Annotated in this window: 17 protein-coding genes; 3 read left to right on the forward strand and 14 right to left on the reverse strand. The window is 60.5% G+C overall.

Translation table 11 applies throughout. The features are described from left to right. Positions 1–70: 70 nt before the first annotated feature. From EDB94_RS06095 to urtA, 14 genes are all read right to left on the reverse strand, one after another. The gene (locus EDB94_RS06095; RefSeq protein WP_108017773.1) at positions 71–868 is read right to left on the reverse strand and encodes a nuclease-related domain-containing protein; all 798 of its coding nucleotides are present in this window, start codon (positions 866–868) and stop codon (positions 71–73) included. 173 nt (positions 869–1,041) lie between these two features. After that, on the reverse strand, positions 1,042–1,227 hold the full coding sequence (locus EDB94_RS06100; RefSeq protein ID WP_108017774.1) for a hypothetical protein: 186 nt from the start codon (positions 1,225–1,227) through the stop codon (positions 1,042–1,044). Between the two features lie 44 nt (positions 1,228–1,271). Beyond that, the gene (gene ureG / locus EDB94_RS06105) at positions 1,272–1,910 is read right to left on the reverse strand and encodes an urease accessory protein UreG (protein WP_108017775.1); all 639 of its coding nucleotides are present in this window, start codon (positions 1,908–1,910) and stop codon (positions 1,272–1,274) included. A gap of 22 nt (positions 1,911–1,932) precedes the next feature. Continuing rightward, positions 1,933–2,646 carry an urease accessory protein UreF gene (locus EDB94_RS06110; RefSeq protein ID WP_108017776.1) on the reverse strand — a complete coding sequence of 238 codons (714 nt, stop codon included), beginning with the start codon at positions 2,644–2,646 and terminating at the stop codon, positions 1,933–1,935. Continuing rightward, positions 2,618–3,184 (reverse strand): urease accessory protein UreE, encoded by a 567-nt coding sequence (locus tag EDB94_RS06115; RefSeq protein WP_108017777.1) that lies wholly within the window; start codon positions 3,182–3,184, stop codon positions 2,618–2,620. Before EDB94_RS06115 ends, EDB94_RS06110 begins: the two co-directional genes overlap by 29 nt. 37 nt (positions 3,185–3,221) lie before the next feature. After that, positions 3,222–4,925 carry an urease subunit alpha gene (gene ureC / locus EDB94_RS06120; RefSeq protein ID WP_014578128.1) on the reverse strand — a complete coding sequence of 568 codons (1,704 nt, stop codon included), beginning with the start codon at positions 4,923–4,925 and terminating at the stop codon, positions 3,222–3,224. Beyond that, positions 4,922–5,239 carry an urease subunit beta gene (locus EDB94_RS06125; protein ID WP_053112902.1) on the reverse strand — a complete coding sequence of 106 codons (318 nt, stop codon included), beginning with the start codon at positions 5,237–5,239 and terminating at the stop codon, positions 4,922–4,924. The genes ureC and EDB94_RS06125 overlap by 4 nt, the downstream gene beginning before the upstream one ends. A gap of 10 nt (positions 5,240–5,249) precedes the next feature. Beyond that, complete coding sequence (ureA, locus tag EDB94_RS06130) at positions 5,250–5,552, reverse strand: urease subunit gamma (protein ID WP_008175208.1); 303 nt, start codon at positions 5,550–5,552, stop codon at positions 5,250–5,252. Positions 5,553–5,593: 41 nt separating this feature from the next. Beyond that, the gene (locus tag EDB94_RS06135; RefSeq protein WP_108017778.1) at positions 5,594–6,490 is read right to left on the reverse strand and encodes an urease accessory protein UreD; all 897 of its coding nucleotides are present in this window, start codon (positions 6,488–6,490) and stop codon (positions 5,594–5,596) included. After that, positions 6,487–7,185 (reverse strand): urea ABC transporter ATP-binding subunit UrtE, encoded by a 699-nt coding sequence (gene urtE, locus EDB94_RS06140; RefSeq protein WP_088827170.1) that lies wholly within the window; start codon positions 7,183–7,185, stop codon positions 6,487–6,489. Before urtE ends, EDB94_RS06135 begins: the two co-directional genes overlap by 4 nt. After that, positions 7,185–8,009 carry an urea ABC transporter ATP-binding protein UrtD gene (gene urtD, locus EDB94_RS06145; protein ID WP_108017779.1) on the reverse strand — a complete coding sequence of 275 codons (825 nt, stop codon included), beginning with the start codon at positions 8,007–8,009 and terminating at the stop codon, positions 7,185–7,187. The genes urtE and urtD overlap by 1 nt, the downstream gene beginning before the upstream one ends. Then, a complete protein-coding gene (urtC, locus tag EDB94_RS06150) occupies positions 8,006–9,130 on the reverse strand; it encodes an urea ABC transporter permease subunit UrtC (protein WP_108017780.1) in 1,125 nt (374 codons plus the stop codon). The genes urtD and urtC overlap by 4 nt, the downstream gene beginning before the upstream one ends. Positions 9,131–9,133: 3 nt before the next feature. After that, positions 9,134–10,732, reverse strand: a complete 1,599-nt coding sequence (gene urtB, locus EDB94_RS06155; RefSeq protein WP_108017781.1) for an urea ABC transporter permease subunit UrtB — start codon at positions 10,730–10,732, stop codon at positions 9,134–9,136. A 108-nt stretch (positions 10,733–10,840) separates the two neighbouring features. Further along, positions 10,841–12,148, reverse strand: coding sequence for an urea ABC transporter substrate-binding protein (gene urtA / locus EDB94_RS06160; RefSeq protein WP_062781280.1), 1,308 nt, complete (start codon positions 12,146–12,148; stop codon positions 10,841–10,843). 352 nt (positions 12,149–12,500) lie between these two features. On the opposite strand from urtA, the gene atzF reads away from it, so the two are divergent. The 3 genes from atzF to EDB94_RS06175 all read left to right on the forward strand — a co-directional run bounded on the left by atzF (position 12,501) and on the right by EDB94_RS06175 (position 15,776). After that, positions 12,501–14,315, forward strand: a complete 1,815-nt coding sequence (gene atzF, locus EDB94_RS06165) for an allophanate hydrolase (protein ID WP_108017948.1) — start codon at positions 12,501–12,503, stop codon at positions 14,313–14,315. 43 nt (positions 14,316–14,358) lie between these two features. Next, the gene (locus tag EDB94_RS06170; RefSeq protein ID WP_008175230.1) at positions 14,359–15,051 is read left to right on the forward strand and encodes a GntR family transcriptional regulator; all 693 of its coding nucleotides are present in this window, start codon (positions 14,359–14,361) and stop codon (positions 15,049–15,051) included. A gap of 455 nt (positions 15,052–15,506) precedes the next feature. Then, positions 15,507–15,776 carry a ComEA family DNA-binding protein gene (locus tag EDB94_RS06175; protein ID WP_014578138.1) on the forward strand — a complete coding sequence of 90 codons (270 nt, stop codon included), beginning with the start codon at positions 15,507–15,509 and terminating at the stop codon, positions 15,774–15,776. The last annotated feature ends 59 nt before the right edge of the window (positions 15,777–15,835 follow it).

Raw genomic sequence — 15,835 nt, forward strand, 5'->3', positions numbered from 1 at the left:
TAAACCATTTAAATTAACGAGCCACGCTGCGTTAAAACTCTGGTCGCGGCGTAATCATTTGACAGCTTTGTTAATGCGATAACGAAGCACCAACCATCCCCTTGCACTTGGGAAATGCTTTACAGCCAAAAAACGCCTTTCCAATATTCTCTCCGCGCTTCGCCGTGCGCTTTACCATCTCACCCTGGCACTTAGGACACCGTGGCTCACTGCTTTTCTTCGCCGCAATTTCCTTCACTTGCGCCACGTGCTTCCGGTGATTTCTGAACGTGCCCGCCAGCCGTCCGGATTCAATGGCTTCGATCACCTTCTGAACCTCAACATCCGACAGCCGCTGCACGGTTTGGGCTTTGATATAACGGACATACCCACCACCGTGGGTCACGTTCTCCGGCATGGCCGTTTTGAACGTCGAATCCCCCACAAAGACCACTACCGAAAACACCTGCTCATCAGTCAGGTCCAACAGGTTTTGCAGTGTCTTCACGTGTTTGTAGTTCTGGTGCAGCGGGTTCTGAAATTTCTGCGAGTACTTGAAGATCTTCTGCGTCCAATACCGCTGCTTGGCGTTGCCGAAAATCCACCCTTTCATATTCTTGGTTTCCACCACGAACACGCCGTACCGGGAGACGATGATGTGGTCGATCTGGGTGGTGCCGTCTTCGGTGGGCAGGGTGACGTTCTTGATCAGGTGGTAACGGGTTTTATCGAGAAAGAGTTTGGCGGAAAGGTTTACCACCGCTTCCCCAGATTTGCCTTTGAACCAAGGCGATTTGATGACCGCCGCCACGATAAGCAGGGGAATCAGGTACCAGATCTCGATCGGAATGTTGTTCTGGAGGGTTTGCAGTAGCTGGGTGTGTTCCATCCGTTATCCTTAACAGCGGCGTCAGTCCGTTTCTTATCACTACACACTAGCCTAATCGTAAGGAAACTTCCTACCCGTCGGACGTAAAATTTGGTAACTCGAATATGAAAAAGCCGCTCAGGTTTGGAGCGGCTTCATAAACCAATTAGGAGCAGAACAGCTAAGACTTTTCCTCAGTCTTGCTCATCACGCTTATGCTTCATCAGTGCGTAGATGCCCGCAGCCACAGCCGCACCAGCCGCCAGGAAGTATTCAATATGCACACCATCACCCAGCGCTTCGTGGCCAGCGTGGCCGAAGACAGCGCCTGAGATCAGCAGCAGGCCGGCAGTCAGAGTCAGTCGGTTAGTCAGTTTCATGGTCGTTTCTCCGTAGTTCGTTTGTATCTCAAAATCCGGTGTCGTTAAGCAGTCTCGGCAAGCTTCTCAGGCCGCCGCTCCGGCAACATGCCCCGCTCCAGGATGAAGCTGATGATCGTTTCCAGCCCTACCCCGTCGTACAGGTTGGTGAACACGAAGGGGCGTTCGCCACGCATTTTCTTGCTGTCCCGCTCCATCACGTCCAGGGAGGCGTGCACCTGTTCGGCGATGTCGATCTTGTTGATGATCAGCAGGTCGGATTTGGTGATGCCGGGGCCGCCTTTGCGGGGGATCTTGTCGCCGGCGGAGACGTCGATCACGTACAGGGTGAGGTCGCTCAGTTCCGGGCTGAAGGTGGCGGAGAGGTTGTCACCGCCGGATTCCACCAGCACCAGTTCCAGGTTCGGATGGCGGTTTTGCAGGTCGTCGATGGCCGCCAGGTTCATGGAGGCGTCCTCACGGATGGCTGTATGGGGGCAGCCGCCGGTTTCCACGCCGAGGATGCGGTCTGCGGCCAGGGCTTCGTGGCGCAGGAGGAAGTCGGCGTCTTCCCGGGTGTAGATGTCGTTGGTCACCACGGCGATGTCGTAGTGCTCCCGCAGGGCTTTGCACAACTGGCGCAACAGGGCGGTTTTACCGGAACCAACCGGGCCACCCACTCCAACTCTCAGACAATGTGTCATGGCAGATCTCCTCAATTGTTATTCAGCTTCTGAAAAGCCGTGAATACTGTGTTTCATGCATTGCACTTCCGAGCGCCAGTCCCGGCAGGATGGGCCCGAGTTCGTGATCGTTTCGTTCCAGGGCCGTGTCCACCGCCACTGCCAGTTGCGGCCGCAGCCGTTCAATGATGCGCTGTGCGGCGGTATGGCCGAGGGGCAATGCCTTGCAGGCCACCGCGAGCTGGTTTTCCAGCCAGGCCCAGGCGAAGCCGAGCAGCGTCTGGCGCACGGGCACAAACCGTTTATGGGCGGCCCAGGCGAACATGGTGATGTAGCCCGGCTCTTCCGGAATCAGGTGTGGCTCTGGCAGCAGCTCGAGGTTGCGCAGCAGGGTGACCAGGGCACCGCCCAGGCGGGTATCCTCGTCGCTCAGTTCGGCGGTTTCCCGGGTGGCGTGCAGCCAGTCGTTCCAGTGGGCCAGCGTCTCGGCATTGCTTTCCGCCCAGGCAGCCTGCAAACGCACCAGCAGGGGCAGTTCGCAGCGGCTCAGGCCATCTTCCAGCACGCCTTCAATCCACTCGGCCAGTTCGGCTTCGTTGTTCACCCAGCCCAGTTCGAAGGCGCTTTCCAGGCCCTGGGACCAGGCGAAGGCGCCGATGGGCAGTGCGGGGCTCACCAGTTGCATGAGGCCCAACAGGGCCAGATCGCCAGCCGGGCCCGCGCCGGCCTCAGTGGGTGTGCTTGTGGCTGTGGCCATGGCTATGCCCGTGGTCGTGATCGTGTGAATGGCTGTGCCCGTGGCTGTGACCGTTTCCATGTCCGTTTCCATGAGAGTAGCCGGCCTGGGTGTAGGCACCGGGTTCCGGGTCGAACGGGGCGGTGTGGTGAATCAGCGTGGCGCCGAGGCGTTCCGCCAGTTCTTCCAGCACGTGGTCCGGGGTGATACGCACGAAGGCGCCCTTGTCATCCATACCGATGGCCAGGGTCACGTGGCGGTTGCCCAGGTGGTAGCACAGGCGGGCCAGGGGCTGGCCGTTTTCGATGCGGGCGGTCACCACCTGCTCTTCGGCCGCGCGGATGCGGATGATCTCGCCGGTTTTGGCCTGCAGCAGGTCGCCGTCACGGAGTACCGGGCCGCGGTCGAGAAACAGGCCCACGTCCACTTTTGTTTGAGTGGTGGCTCGCAGGCGGCCACGAATGCGCAGTTCGTAGGGCAGGATCAGGTTGTCGAGAATCTCGGAGCTCTCGATCCCGGCCGCTTCCTGTTCACTCAGTCGTTTTGTCAGTTCCAACATAGTGTGTTCCTCTCAGAGCAGCCCTGAGCTGTCTTGATTAAAAAAGATGATAACGCTGGGCCAGGGGCAGCTCGGTGGCGGGCTCACAGGTAAGCAGTTCGCCATCGGCATGCACTTCGTAGGTTTGCGGGTCCACGGTGATGTGCGGGCACGCGTCGTTCAGTTTCATGTCGCCCTTGCGCACGTCACGCACGCCCTTGCAGGCGGATAATGGGCTGTCCAGGCCAAGCTCTTTGCCAATGCCCGCATCAATCGCAGCCTGGCTCACAAAGCTCAGGCGGGTGGCACTGGCCGCTTTGCCGAAGGCGCCGAACATGGGGCGGTAATGCACCGGCTGGGGCGTGGGAATCGAGGCGTTCGGGTCGCCCATGGGCGCGGCGGCAATCATGCCGCCCTTGAGAATGGTGGCGGGCTTAACGCCGAAGAACGCGGGGCTCCAGAGCACCAGGTCCGCAAGCTTGCCCACTTCCACGGAACCCACTTCATGGGCAATGCCGTGTGTGATAGCCGGGTTAATGGTGTACTTGGCGATGTAGCGTTTTGCGCGCAGGTTGTCGGCGCCCAGGTCTTCGTCTTCCGGCAGCAGGCCGCGCTGCTGTTTCATCTTGTGGGCGGTCTGCCAGGTGCGGCACACCACTTCGCCCACCCGGCCCATGGCCTGGGAGTCTGAGGCGATCATGGAGATCACGCCCATGTCCTGCAGGATATCCTCGGCGGCGATGGTCTCGCGGCGGATGCGGGAGTCGGCGAAGGCCACATCTTCCGGGATGTTCGGGTCCAGGTGGTGGCACACCATCAGCATGTCCAGGTGTTCGTCGATGGTGTTCACGGTGTAGGGCCGTGTCGGGTTTGTAGACGACGGCAGCACGTAATCCTTGGAGCAGGCGGTGATGATGTCCGGTGCGTGGCCGCCGCCGGCGCCTTCGGTGTGGTAGGTATGGATACAGCGCCCCTTGAACGCGGCCAGGGTGTCTTCCACAAAGCCGGATTCATTCAGGGTGTCGGTGTGGATCGCCACCTGCACGTCGTACTTGTCCGCCACCGTGAGGCAGTTGTCGATGCTGGCCGGGGTGGTGCCCCAGTCTTCATGCAGTTTGAGGCCAATGGCGCCGGCCTGGATCTGCAGTTCCAGGGATTCCGGCAGGGAGGCGTTGCCCTTGCCCAGGAAGCCGATGTTCATGGGCAGGGAATCCACCGCCTGGAGCATTTTGCCAATGTGCCAGGGGCCCGGCGTGCAGGTGGTGGCGTTGGTGCCCGTAGCCGGGCCGGTGCCGCCACCGAGCATGGTGGTGATGCCGCTCATCAGCGCCTCTTCCACCTGCTGGGGGCAGATGAAGTGAATGTGGGCATCGATGCCGCCGGCGGTGAGAATCTTGCCCTCACCAGCGATGATTTCAGTGCCGGGGCCGATCACGATGGTCACGTCGGGCTGGGTATCCGGGTTGCCGGCCTTGCCGATGGCGGCAATGCGGCCTTTCTGGATGCCCACGTCGGCTTTGACGATGCCCCACCAGTCCAGAATCAGGGCGTTGGTGATCACGGTGTCCATCACCGCCGCATCGGCGCGCTGGCTCTGGCCCATGCCGTCGCGGATAACCTTGCCGCCGCCGAATTTTACTTCGTCGCCGTAGTGGGCGGCGTCGCTTTCCACTTCAATCCACAGGTCGGTGTCGCCGAGCCGAACCCGGTCGCCGGTGGTTGGGCCGTACATGTCGGCGTAGGCTTGTCGGGTAATTTTCATTTCTGGCCCTCCAGTTTGCCCATGACTTCCTGCCGGAAACCGTAGATTTCACGCCCACCCGCGAACGGGATCAGCGTCACTTCGCGGCTCTGGCCGGGTTCGAAGCGGATCGCCGTGCCCGCCGCCACATCCAGGCGGTAGCCACGGGCCTTGGCACGGTCGAAATCCAGCGCCGGGTTGGCCTCGGCAAAATGGTAGTGAGAGCCAATCTGGATCGGGCGGTCGCCGGTATTGGCCACCTCTATCTGGATGCGCTCACGGCCTTCGCAGAGTTCGATGTCGCCGTCTTTGAGCTGGTATTCACCGGGGATCATGGCGCGCTCCTTACACGATGGGGTTGTGGACGGTGACGAGCTTGGTGCCATCGGGGAAGGTGGCTTCCACCTGCACTTCGTCGACCATTTCGGCGATGCCGTCCATCACGTCATCACGGGTGAGGACTTCTGTGCCGGCGGTCATCAGCTCGGCCACGGTACGGCCTTCGCGGGCGCCCTCCATGATTTCGGCGCTGATCAGGGCCACGGCTTCCGGGTAGTTGAGCTTCAGGCCTTTGGCTTTGCGGCGCTCGGCCAGCAGGGCTGCGGTGAACAGCAGCAGTTTGTCTTTGTCTCTTGGCGTTAATTCCATCGTTGTTTGCTCCGTTGATCGCGTCGCATTCTGCTTGTTATTCAGGTCAGCCAGATTCGGGGAACGCTGGCCGGCTGGCCGGTGAGTCTTGGTCTGATCAGTTCCCAGGCTTGCTGACACAGGGCCCAGGCTTCGTTTCGTTCCTGCCCCAGGTAGCGCAGCAGCACTACACCCCGTCGGCGGGTCACCGCCCAGCGGTGGCTTTCCGGCAGGGTTTCCCTGAGTTCTTCAATGGCGGCGGCTTCGTCGTCCAGGCCGACCACCCAGAGAGTGGCCTGTACGGTGGCGCCGCCCTGGCCCCAGTAGCCTTTGAACCGAGCGTGGTCCGGCTCCATAAGCTGGCGTTCCAGCCACAGGGGGCGGCCGTCCATCAGCAGGCGGAATTTCTGCTCCAGATGGCCCGAGACAAACGGCAGCTTGCTGGCCGGGCGGCCGAGGGCGAGGATTTCCCAGCCGATGCATCGGGCGCCGGCTTCCAGTTCGATGGTGGTGCTCTGTTCGCCCCGGGAGCCATCAAATGCCAGGGTTTCCTGGGGCAGGTATTCGAGAATGCCGCCCTGCTCCACTTTCAGCCGGGTGTGCTGGGCCCAGGCGACGCCGTGGCTGTCGGCCTTGTAGAGTTTGGCCGCCGCTGGCGTGGTGAGCAGGGTGTGTGAGTCTTTACCTACCCGCGCCTCGATGCTCAGGGCATCGCCACTCACCAAGCCGCCCGGCGGATGCAGCAGGTACACGTGGCAACAGCCATGGCGGCCTTCCGGGTAAAACGGACGTTGCACCCGCAACGGGCCTTTGTGGCGCACATGGGTCATCCGGGTGGCGGTGTTGCTGCCATCCGGCCGGGCGTCGAAGCCCAGGGCAATGGACGCGGCCCAGTGCCGCCCGGCGTCGAAGCGATGGCCGGAGTCGTGGGCGGGTTCGATGCGTTCAAAAACCGTCATACCGTCAGGTGCTTCTTGATGAGTTCATCGGTCAGGCCCGCGATTTCGTCTTCCGCCACCCGGCGACCCCGGTCGAGAATGGCAAACCGGTCGGCGTATTTGCGGGCGAACGGAAGCTTCTGCTCTACCAAAAGCACGGTCAGGCCGTCTTCCTCGATCAGCTTGCGAATCACCTCACCAATCTGGGCCACGATGTTGGGCTGGATGCCCTCACCCGGTTCGTCGAGGATCAGCAGGCGCGGCTCGATCACCAGGGCGCGGCCGATGGCCAGTTGCTGCTGCTGGCCGCCGGAGAGGTCACCGCCGCGGCGATGGCGCATTTCTTTCAGCACCGGGAAGAGTTCGTACACCCGCTCAGGGATTTTCTTGCTGCCGTCCTTGCGTACCGCCAGGCCGGTGCGCAGGTTTTCTTCCACGGTCAGCAACGGGAAGATCTGCCGGCCCTGGGGCACATAGCCAATGCCCAGGCGGGAGCGGTCTTCCACCTTCTTTTTGGTGAGTTCCACGTCGCCGGCAAATTCAATGCTGCCATTCTTGGTGGTTTCCTCGCCCATGATGCATTTCATCAGGGTGGTCTTGCCCACGCCGTTGCGGCCCATCACGCAGGTGCACTGGCCCTGGGGCACATCCAGGTCCAGATCCCAGAGGGTGTGGCTTTCGCCATAGAACTGGTTGAGCTTTTCAATCTTCAGCATTACGCCTCCTCCCCGAGATACACCTTGATCACTTCCGGATCGTTGGAGACCTGATCCATGCTGCCTTCCGCCAGCACACTGCCCTGGTGCAGCACGGTCACCTTACGGGCGATGGAACGCACGAAACCCATGTCGTGCTCCACCACCACAACCGACTGTTTGCCGGCCAGGCTGGTGAGCAGCTCGGCGGTGCGTTCCATTTCCTGCTCGGTCATGCCCGCTACCGGCTCGTCCACCAGCAGCAGGCGGGGCTTCTGCATCAGCAACATGCCGATTTCCAGCCACTGCTTCTGGCCGTGGGAGAGAATGCCGGCCAGGCGGTCACGGAGGGATTCCAGGCCGATCATCTCCAGCACTTCGTCGATGCGATCCCGGTATTCGGCTTTCATCACGGCAGTGAGCGTGGGGAACACGCGCTTGTCCGCCGCCATGGCCAGTTCCAGGTTTTCGAACACGGTGAGGGCTTCGAATACGGTGGGTTTCTGGAACTTGCGGCCAATGCCGAGGGTGGCGATGTCCGGCTCGTTCATGGTGAGCAGGTTATGGCGGCTGCCGAACCACACCGAGCCGGTGTCCGGGCGGGTTTTACCGGTGATGATGTCCATCATGGTGGTCTTGCCCGCGCCGTTGGGGCCGATGATGCAGCGCAGCTCGCCGTCGTCGATGGTGAGGTTGAGGTTGTTGATGGCCTTGAAGCCATCAAAGCTTACGTTCACGTCCTCCAGGTACAGGATAGGGCCGTGGCGCACATCCACGGGCGACTGCACCTGGGTGAGGAATTCAAACACGTGCTCCCGGTCTGCCAGTTCCTTGAAAATGCTCATGCGGTTGCCTCCTGGCCAGCAGGTGTATCGTCATCGGCGTTGGCTTTGCGGCGTTTCTGCAACAACCCGGCAATGCCCTTGGGCAGGAACACGGTGACCAGCACGAAGAGGCCACCAAGGGCGAATAGCCAGGCGTCCGGCATGATGCCGGTGAACAGGGTTTTGGCGTAGTTCACCAGGAGTGCCCCGATGACCGCGCCATAAAGCGTTGCACGGCCGCCCAGGGCCACCCACACCACGATCTCGATGGAGAACAGCGGCGAGAATTCACTGGGGTTTATGATTCCTACTTGAGGCACATACAGCGCCCCGGCCACACCCGCCAGCATGGCGGAGACCACGAACACGAACAGCTGCACCCGCTCCACCCGGTAGCCCAGGAAGCGGGTACGGGCCTCGGCATCCCGGCAGGCCACACTCACCCGGCCCAGTTTGCTGGTCACAATGCCGCGGCAAATCACGTAGCCAATGGCCAGGGCGATACCGGTGGCAATGAACAGCCCGAGGCGGGTGGCGTCGGTACGCAGGTTAAACCCGAGAATGTCTTTGAAGTCAGTGAGGCCGTTGTTGCCACCAAAGCCCATCTCGTTGCGGAAGAAGGCCAGCATCAGCGCGAAGGTGAGCGCCTGGGTGATGATGGAGAGGTACACCCCGGTCACCCGTGAGCGGAAGGCCAGGAAGCCGAACACCAGCGCCAGCAGGCCCGGGGCCAGCAGCACCATGATGAAGGCAAACCAGGCCATGTCGAACCCGTGCCAGAACCAGGGCAGCTCCTGCCAATTCAGGAACACCATGAAGTCCGGCAGGATGGGGTCGCCATACACGCCGCGATCACCAATCTGGCGCATCAGATACATGCCCATGGCATAGCCGCCGAGGGCAAAGAAGGCGCCATGGCCCAGGCTGAGGATACCGAGGTAGCCCCACACCAGGTCCACTGCCACCGCCAGCAGGGCGTAGCAGAGGTATTTGCCCAGCAGGGTGACGGTAAAGGCGCTCACGTGCAGGGCGCTGTCCTGGGGCATGAACAGGTGAAGGAAGGTCACCAGCACCACGGCCGAGAACAGCACGCCGAGAAAGATCTGGGTTGAACGTTCCTGCAGGGGTCTTGTTAACCACATAACTTAACCCTCCGCTGCCCGGCCTTTCTGGGGGAAGAGCCCCTTCGGCCGTTTCTGGATGAACAGGATGATGAACACCAACACGATGATCTTGGCGAGTACGGCACCGGCCCAGGGTTCGAGCAGCTGGTTGATGGTGCCCAGGGAAAGCCCGGCAATGAGCGTGCCCCAGAGGTTACCGACGCCGCCAAACACCACCACCATGAACGAGTCGATGATGTAGTTCTGGCCCAGGTTCGGGCCCACGTTGGTGAGCTGGGACAGCGCCACACCGGCCAGGCCAGCCACGCCGGAGCCCAGGGCAAAGGTCATGATGTCTACCCGGGTGGCGCGGATGCCCATGGAACGGGCCATGGCGCGGTTCTGGGTAACGGCGCGCACTTCCAGGCCCAGGCGGGTCTTGCGCATGATCAGCATCAGCCCGGCGAAGACGATCAGAGCGAAGGCCAGGACGTATAGACGGTTCAGGGTCAGCGACAGCGCGTCGTTGATCACCAGGGAGCCGCTCATCCAGTCCGGCGTTACCACGGTGCGGTTTTGCGGCGAGATCACGGTGCGCACCAGCTGCTGCAGGATCAGGCTGATGCCGAAGGTGGCCAGCAGGGTTTCCAGCGGCCGGCCTTTGAGGTACTGGATTACGCTGCGTTCTATGATGATGCCGGCGGTGGCCGCCACCATGAACCCGGCGGGAATCGACAGAATCAGCGCCAGTCCGGGTTGGCCGGGAAAGAGTTGCTGCATGCCCCAGGTGGTGTAGGCACCCAGCATGATCAGTTCGCCGTGGGCCATGTTGATCACGCCCATCACGCCAAAGGTGATGGCCAGGCCGATGGCGGCGAGTACCAGAACCGAACCAAGAGAGAGGCCGAAATACAGGGTCTCGGCGGCGCGGTTCAGTTGGAGTTTCTGTTCAATGCTTTCGAGGGCCTTGGCGGCACGTTGAGCCAGCGCCTCGTTGTCACCGCGAACGGCTTCGTTCAAAGCGGCGCGGGCCCGGGGATGCAGGCTCCCGGCGAGCACGTCCACGGCCTCCAGGTTGCCCTCGCCCACCCGGTAGATGGCCAGGGCTTCTTCAATGCGGTTGCGGACGGCCGCATCTTCTTCTTTCGCCAGCTGAGCCTCGAGCGGCTCGACCAGGGAAGCATCCACTTTGCCCATCATGTCCTGCGCGGACGCTTCGCGCACATCCGGGTCTTTGGCATTCAGGTCCAGCATGGCCAGTATGCCTTCAAGCTGGCCCCGTATGCGGTTATTGATGGCGACTCTGTCCAGCTCACGGCGGGACATTTCACCCATATTCTCTCCGGTCAGCGGATCGGCAATTTCCCAGTCCCTGCCCCGGTTGTTCAGTACCAAAACAACCTGCCCGGTGTCTTTTACCCGGCTCAGGCGGTTATTTCCGTAGGCTTCGAGCCAGCCCCTGGCTCTTTCATCACCACTGCTGACAATGGCGTTCACCGCCTCTTCCACTTTACTGGCCGGCGCTTCTGCGAGATTGATCAGCAGAGCCTTGCCAGGATCCTCTTCCTGCGCCGTTGCAGGTAGCGATAGCAGGGAAAACAGGGCGATAAGCAGCAATGTGAGCGATCGGCAGATGCTCATGAGAGTGTCCTGTCTGTTTCAAGCGTGTTGCGGGGCAACAACCGGAGGCAGCGCCTGCCACCCCCGGTTGTCCACGGTGCTATTTCACAGCGCTATGCTGTCCTGGCCTTATTCGGCTTCAGCGGCCATTTCGCCCGCAGACGCGCCACAGGTGCCGGTTGCGGTGTTAAACGTTCCGCAGAACAACGGCTTGCGCCAATCTGCAATCATGTCCCGCGAACCAGGCAGGTAGTCAGACCAGGCATCGCCCGCGACCAGACCAGAGGTTTCCCAAACCACAGAGAACTGACCGTTGTCCTGGATCTCGCCGATCAGCACCGGCTTGGTGATGTGGTGGTTGGGCATCATGGCGGCGTATCCACCGGTGAGGTTGGGTACAGTTACACCGATGATGGCGTCTTTTACCGCGTCAACATCTGTGGTGCCGGCCTTCTTGACCGCTTCCACGTACATGTTGAAGCCGATGTAATGCGCTTCCATCGGGTCGTTGGTGACCGCTTCATCATTGCCGGTGTGCTCGATCCACTGGTCGATGAAGTCGTAGTTGGCGTCGTTGTCCACGCTCATGAAGTAGTTCCAGGCGGCCAGGTGGCCAACCAGCGGGCCGGTGTCGATGCCGGAGAGTTCCTGCTCGCCTACGGAGAAGGCAACGACCGGGATGTCGGAGGCCGCAATACCCTGGTTGCCCAGCTCACGGTAGAACGGCACGTTGGCGTCACCGTTAATGGTGGAGACTACCGCGGTCTTCTTGCCGGCAGAGCCGAAGCGCTTGATGTCGGAGACGATGTTTTGCCAATCCGAGTGACCGAACGGCGTGTAGTTGATCATAATGTCTTCCTTGGCCACACCCATGTCCATCAGGTAGGTCTCAAGGATCTTGTTGGTGGTGCGCGGGTAGACGTAGTCGGTACCTGCCAGAACCCAGCGCTCCACGCCGATTTCGTTCATCAGGTAGTTAACCGCAGGAATCGCCTGCTGGTTGGGCGCAGCGCCGGTGTAGAAGACGTTTTCGGAGGATTCCTCACCCTCGTACTGAACCGGGTAAAACAGAAGGCCGTTCAGCTCTTCCACCACCGGCAGTACGGACTTACGGGAAACCGAGGTCCAGTTACCGAAGATCACGTCGACCTTTTCCTGGGCCAGAAGCTCGCGGGCTTTTTCAGCAAACAGCGGCCAGTTGGAGGCCGGGTCTACAACAACCGCTTCCATCTGACGACCAAGCACACCGCCCTTGGCGTTCTGTTGTTCGATCAGCATTTCAACGGTGTCTTTCAGAACGGTTTCACTGATGGCCATGGTGCCGGAAAGCGAATGCAGGATGCCCACCTTGATGGGATCTTCCGCTGCAACGGAGTTAAAAGAGATGGAGAGAGCGAGCGCAGAGAGTCCGAGTTTCACGTGTTTTTTGAGGTTCATTTCAGGCGTCCTTTTCTTAGTTGGGTATGCAGTTCGTCTTCAAACGCAGCAGGGCCTTTGCATCTGCTGTTCCATAACCCTTATATCTCCATTAAAAACAGCGGCTTATCTAGTATACAAGGCAACCCAGAGGCATCCGTGCTCCTGAATATGCCTCTGCAGTGCAGCATTCCTGAGCGTTTTTGGTGCGGCCGCACCTGATACGGGCAGAGCTGAACCGCCTTGTGCCTCAAAAATACTCATAACCTTATGTTTTCTGGTCACTATCAAGAAAAATTGGCAAATGGCACAAGCATTGCCATTCCACATGTATACAAGTTGATTACGCACATGAGGATGACCAATGCCTTCAATGCTCGGATGGACCATCAGGGACTGGCAGCAAGCCTATAAAGAGGGCGCTACGCCCGAGTCATTGCTGGGTGAGTTACTGACCGGCCTGGACACAACAGACGTTGCCTGGATTTCGCTTCTGGACCAGAAAGGCCTGGATGAGGCCCTTGCCGGGCTGAAACAGAAACTCCAGGACGCCGGCGGAGAGATCGACAAGCTGCCGCTCTACGGCATTCCCTTTGCCGCGAAAGACAACATTGATGCGGCAGGATTTGAAACAACGGCGGCCTGCCCGGCCTTTGCCTATACCCCGGAAGAAGACGCCACCACCGTGGCCAGGCTCAAGGCCGCCGGCGCCATCGTCATTGGCAAAACCAACCTGGACCAGTTCGCAACCGGCCTGGTGGGCACCCGCTCTCCCTACGGCGCCGTGCCCAACAGTTTCAAACCGGACGTGGTAAGCGGCGGCTCCAGCTCCGGTTCGGCTTCTGTGGTTGCAAGAGGCCTGGTGCCTTTTGCCCTGGGTACCGACACCGCCGGTTCCGGCCGGGTGCCTGCCGGGCTGAATAATCTGGTAGGGCTGAAACCAACCAAAGGGCTGTTCAGCATTCGCGGCGTGGTGCCGGCCTGTCGTTCACTGGATTGCGTGTCCATTTTTGCGCTGACCGTGAATGACGCCGGCCTGGTCTCGGATACCATGGCGGGCTTCGATGCCGCCGATGCGTTTTCCCGCAAGCCTCCCTATGCGCTGCCTCTGGATGGGCCCGCCCTTCGGCGGCCCGGCCCCATCCAACGACTGGCGATTCCCGACCACCCGCAATGGTTTGGTGATCAGCAGGCAGAAGCGGCCTGGAATACCGCCATCAGCCAGTGGCGACAACAGAATGTAGAACTGGTGCCGCTGGATTTCAGCCCCATGCTGGAACTGGCTGCACTGCTCTACGAAGGGCCCTGGGTGGCTGAACGCCACGCGGCGGTGGAATCGTTCATGGCCAGCCACGGCGATGATATGAATCCGGTGGTCAAAGGCATTATCAGCAAGGCCGGGAATTTCAGCGCCACGGATACCTTCAAGGCCCAGTACCGCAAGGAAGAGCTGCAGCGCCAGATCGATGAACTGTTAGCCGATGTGGATGCGCTGCTGGTGCCCACGGCTCCGACGGCTCCCACCATCGAAGCGGTAAATGCGGACCCGGTTGCCCTGAACAGCCAACTCGGCACCTACACCAATTTCGTGAACCTGGCCGATATGAGTGCGCTCGCAGTTCCTGCCGGTTTCCGGGACGACGGCCTGCCCTTTGGCGTTACCCTGATCAGTGGCGCCTGGAAAGACACCGAGCTGCAACGTCTCGCGTGCCAGTGGCTGAATGCCCACCCGACACCTCTGGGCACTACAGGCAACGACCGCCCCGAAGAAGCCCCCGGGGCCGCCATTTCGACACCCACCATCAAGGTGGCCGTTGTTGGTGCCCACCTCAGTGGCATGCCGCTGAACACCCAGCTCAGTGAGCGCTACGCGGTTCTGCTTGAGCAAACCACAACGTCTGCCAACTACCGGCTGTTCGCCCTGCCAAACACCACACCACCGAAGCCGGGGCTGAAACGGGCGGCCCCTGGCGAAGGCAGGGAAATCATTGTGGAAGTCTGGGAAATGCCGGCCTCGGCCTTTGGCTCCTTTGTGGACCTGATTCCTGCGCCGCTGGGTATAGGCAACGTCGAGCTGGCTGATGGCCGGTGGGTAAACGGTTTTGTTTGCGAGGGCTACGGCTTCGAGGGTGCAGAGGACGTAACAGAGTTCGGTGGCTGGCGCGCCTTTATCGCTTCCAGAGCCTGACCATACCGGGGCAATCTGGCGCCCCACGAGGGAAACGGTGCCAATGGCAAACCCTAGACGAAAAGAGTCCGTAGCCGACAGGGTCTATGAGGCCCTGAAAGAGGACATCTTCGAGTTCCGCCTGATCCCCGGCGACCGATTCAGCGAGGGGGATGTCGGCACCCGCCTGAACGCAAGCCGGACACCGGTGCGGGAGGCGCTTTACCGCTTGCAGCGGGAGGGCCACGTGGAGGTGCTGTTCCGCAGTGGCTGGCAGGTAAAGCCATTCGATTTTCAGCAGGTGGAGGAACTCTATGACCTGCGCATCACCCTCGAACGGGCGGCCGTGCACAAAATCTGCAACCTGCCTGAAGAGCCTGCAGCACTGCGAACCCTGGTAGCCCTCTGGAACCCGGACCATCCATCCGAACGCGCGGTGGGCAGCACCGTCAGGATGCTGGACGAGAGCTTTCACTGCGATCTGGTGGCCGCTGCCGGAAACCGGGAGATGACACGAATTCATCGTGAGATCACCGACAGGCTGAGAATTGTGCGGCGCCTGGACTTCAGCCGGGACGAGCGTATTGATGCCACTTACGTGGAGCATGCCGCGATTCTGGAGGCACTGCGCAACGGGCAGGCAAGCGAGGCGGCGGATCGTCTCACCCGTCATATCCGTGCCAGCCAGAAGGCCGTGCGGGAAATCACCATGGAGCGAATCCGCGAGGCGGCTGCGGCCCACCGCAGTGAGCAATAAATTGCCTCTCAGGTCCCGAAAATACTGAACTCAGGTTCATAATTGAACCCGCCGAAACGCTTACAGATTCGTAAGATATATCGCACAAACCATGGAGCGATTCTCCGATAGGTAGGAATTCGATACACAGTAGAATGATCAGTGTCAGGGATGACAAGCCAGCAAGGAACGTTGGCTCAAGGACGAGAACTCCAGGGAAGAGCCCTCCGCGGCTCGGGAGTTGCCCGAAGGATCAGGGCTTACAGGGATGATCACAGGGAAGACGCGCTCAGGATGAGTCGCACGCCTGAGGGAACAGGCAGGGGTCAGCCACGGAATCGGGGATCACAAGGAATGTGGTCCCGTCCGTGCACTTCCCATACCCACAGACATTTCTGCTCTCTTCTTACATTTCGCTTCTGCTGCTTTGCGCCCTGGCACACAACCATAAATGCAAATCTCAGGAGCTTGAATTCATGAAGCGCACACCGCTTTTCGCAACTCTCATTCTGCTGTTCAGCCTGGTTACCGGTTTTGCCTACGCCCAGGACGCCGCTATCAATATCAACACAGCCGATGTGGCTACCCTCGCCAGCCTGAACGGCATTGGCCAGAGCAAGGCCGAGGCGATCGTTGCCTATCGCGAAGCGAATGGCCCTTTTGCAGTTACCGCAGACCTGGCAAATGTGAAGGGCATTGGCGAACGTACCATCGAGAAAAATGCCGCGCGCCTGACCGTGAAGTAATACCCCGGGCAGTGGCGCGCTGCCGCTGCCCTTCCTCTTTCTGAATCCCCTCCCTTCCT

The sequence above is a fragment of the Marinobacter sp. 3-2 genome (genome assembly GCF_003751355.1).
Lineage (GTDB): Bacteria > Pseudomonadota > Gammaproteobacteria > Pseudomonadales > Oleiphilaceae > Marinobacter > Marinobacter adhaerens.

Excerpts from the sequence above, each read along its gene's own strand:
- urtB (WP_108017781.1), bottom strand. The coding sequence starts at position 10,732 with ATGAGCATCTGCCGATCGCTCACATTGCTGCTTATCGCCCTGTTTTCC.
- ureA (WP_008175208.1), bottom strand. The coding sequence starts at position 5,552 with ATGGAATTAACGCCAAGAGACAAAGACAAACTGCTGCTGTTCACCGCA.
- EDB94_RS06100 (WP_108017774.1), bottom strand. The coding sequence starts at position 1,227 with ATGAAACTGACTAACCGACTGACTCTGACTGCCGGCCTGCTGCTGATC.
- EDB94_RS06095 (WP_108017773.1), bottom strand. The coding sequence starts at position 868 with ATGGAACACACCCAGCTACTGCAAACCCTCCAGAACAACATTCCGATC.
- urtC (WP_108017780.1), bottom strand. The coding sequence starts at position 9,130 with ATGTGGTTAACAAGACCCCTGCAGGAACGTTCAACCCAGATCTTTCTC.
- EDB94_RS06170 (WP_008175230.1), top strand. The coding sequence starts at position 14,359 with ATGGCAAACCCTAGACGAAAAGAGTCCGTAGCCGACAGGGTCTATGAG.
- EDB94_RS06115 (WP_108017777.1), bottom strand. The coding sequence starts at position 3,184 with ATGTTGGAACTGACAAAACGACTGAGTGAACAGGAAGCGGCCGGGATC.
- urtA (WP_062781280.1), bottom strand. The coding sequence starts at position 12,148 with ATGAACCTCAAAAAACACGTGAAACTCGGACTCTCTGCGCTCGCTCTC.
- ureC (WP_014578128.1), bottom strand. The coding sequence starts at position 4,925 with ATGAAAATTACCCGACAAGCCTACGCCGACATGTACGGCCCAACCACC.
- atzF (WP_108017948.1), top strand. The coding sequence starts at position 12,501 with ATGCTCGGATGGACCATCAGGGACTGGCAGCAAGCCTATAAAGAGGGC.
- ureG (WP_108017775.1), bottom strand. The coding sequence starts at position 1,910 with ATGACACATTGTCTGAGAGTTGGAGTGGGTGGCCCGGTTGGTTCCGGT.
- EDB94_RS06110 (WP_108017776.1), bottom strand. The coding sequence starts at position 2,646 with ATGGCCACAGCCACAAGCACACCCACTGAGGCCGGCGCGGGCCCGGCT.
- EDB94_RS06125 (WP_053112902.1), bottom strand. The coding sequence starts at position 5,239 with ATGATCCCCGGTGAATACCAGCTCAAAGACGGCGACATCGAACTCTGC.
- urtE (WP_088827170.1), bottom strand. The coding sequence starts at position 7,185 with ATGCTGAAGATTGAAAAGCTCAACCAGTTCTATGGCGAAAGCCACACC.
- EDB94_RS06175 (WP_014578138.1), top strand. The coding sequence starts at position 15,507 with ATGAAGCGCACACCGCTTTTCGCAACTCTCATTCTGCTGTTCAGCCTG.
- EDB94_RS06135 (WP_108017778.1), bottom strand. The coding sequence starts at position 6,490 with ATGACGGTTTTTGAACGCATCGAACCCGCCCACGACTCCGGCCATCGC.
- urtD (WP_108017779.1), bottom strand. The coding sequence starts at position 8,009 with ATGAGCATTTTCAAGGAACTGGCAGACCGGGAGCACGTGTTTGAATTC.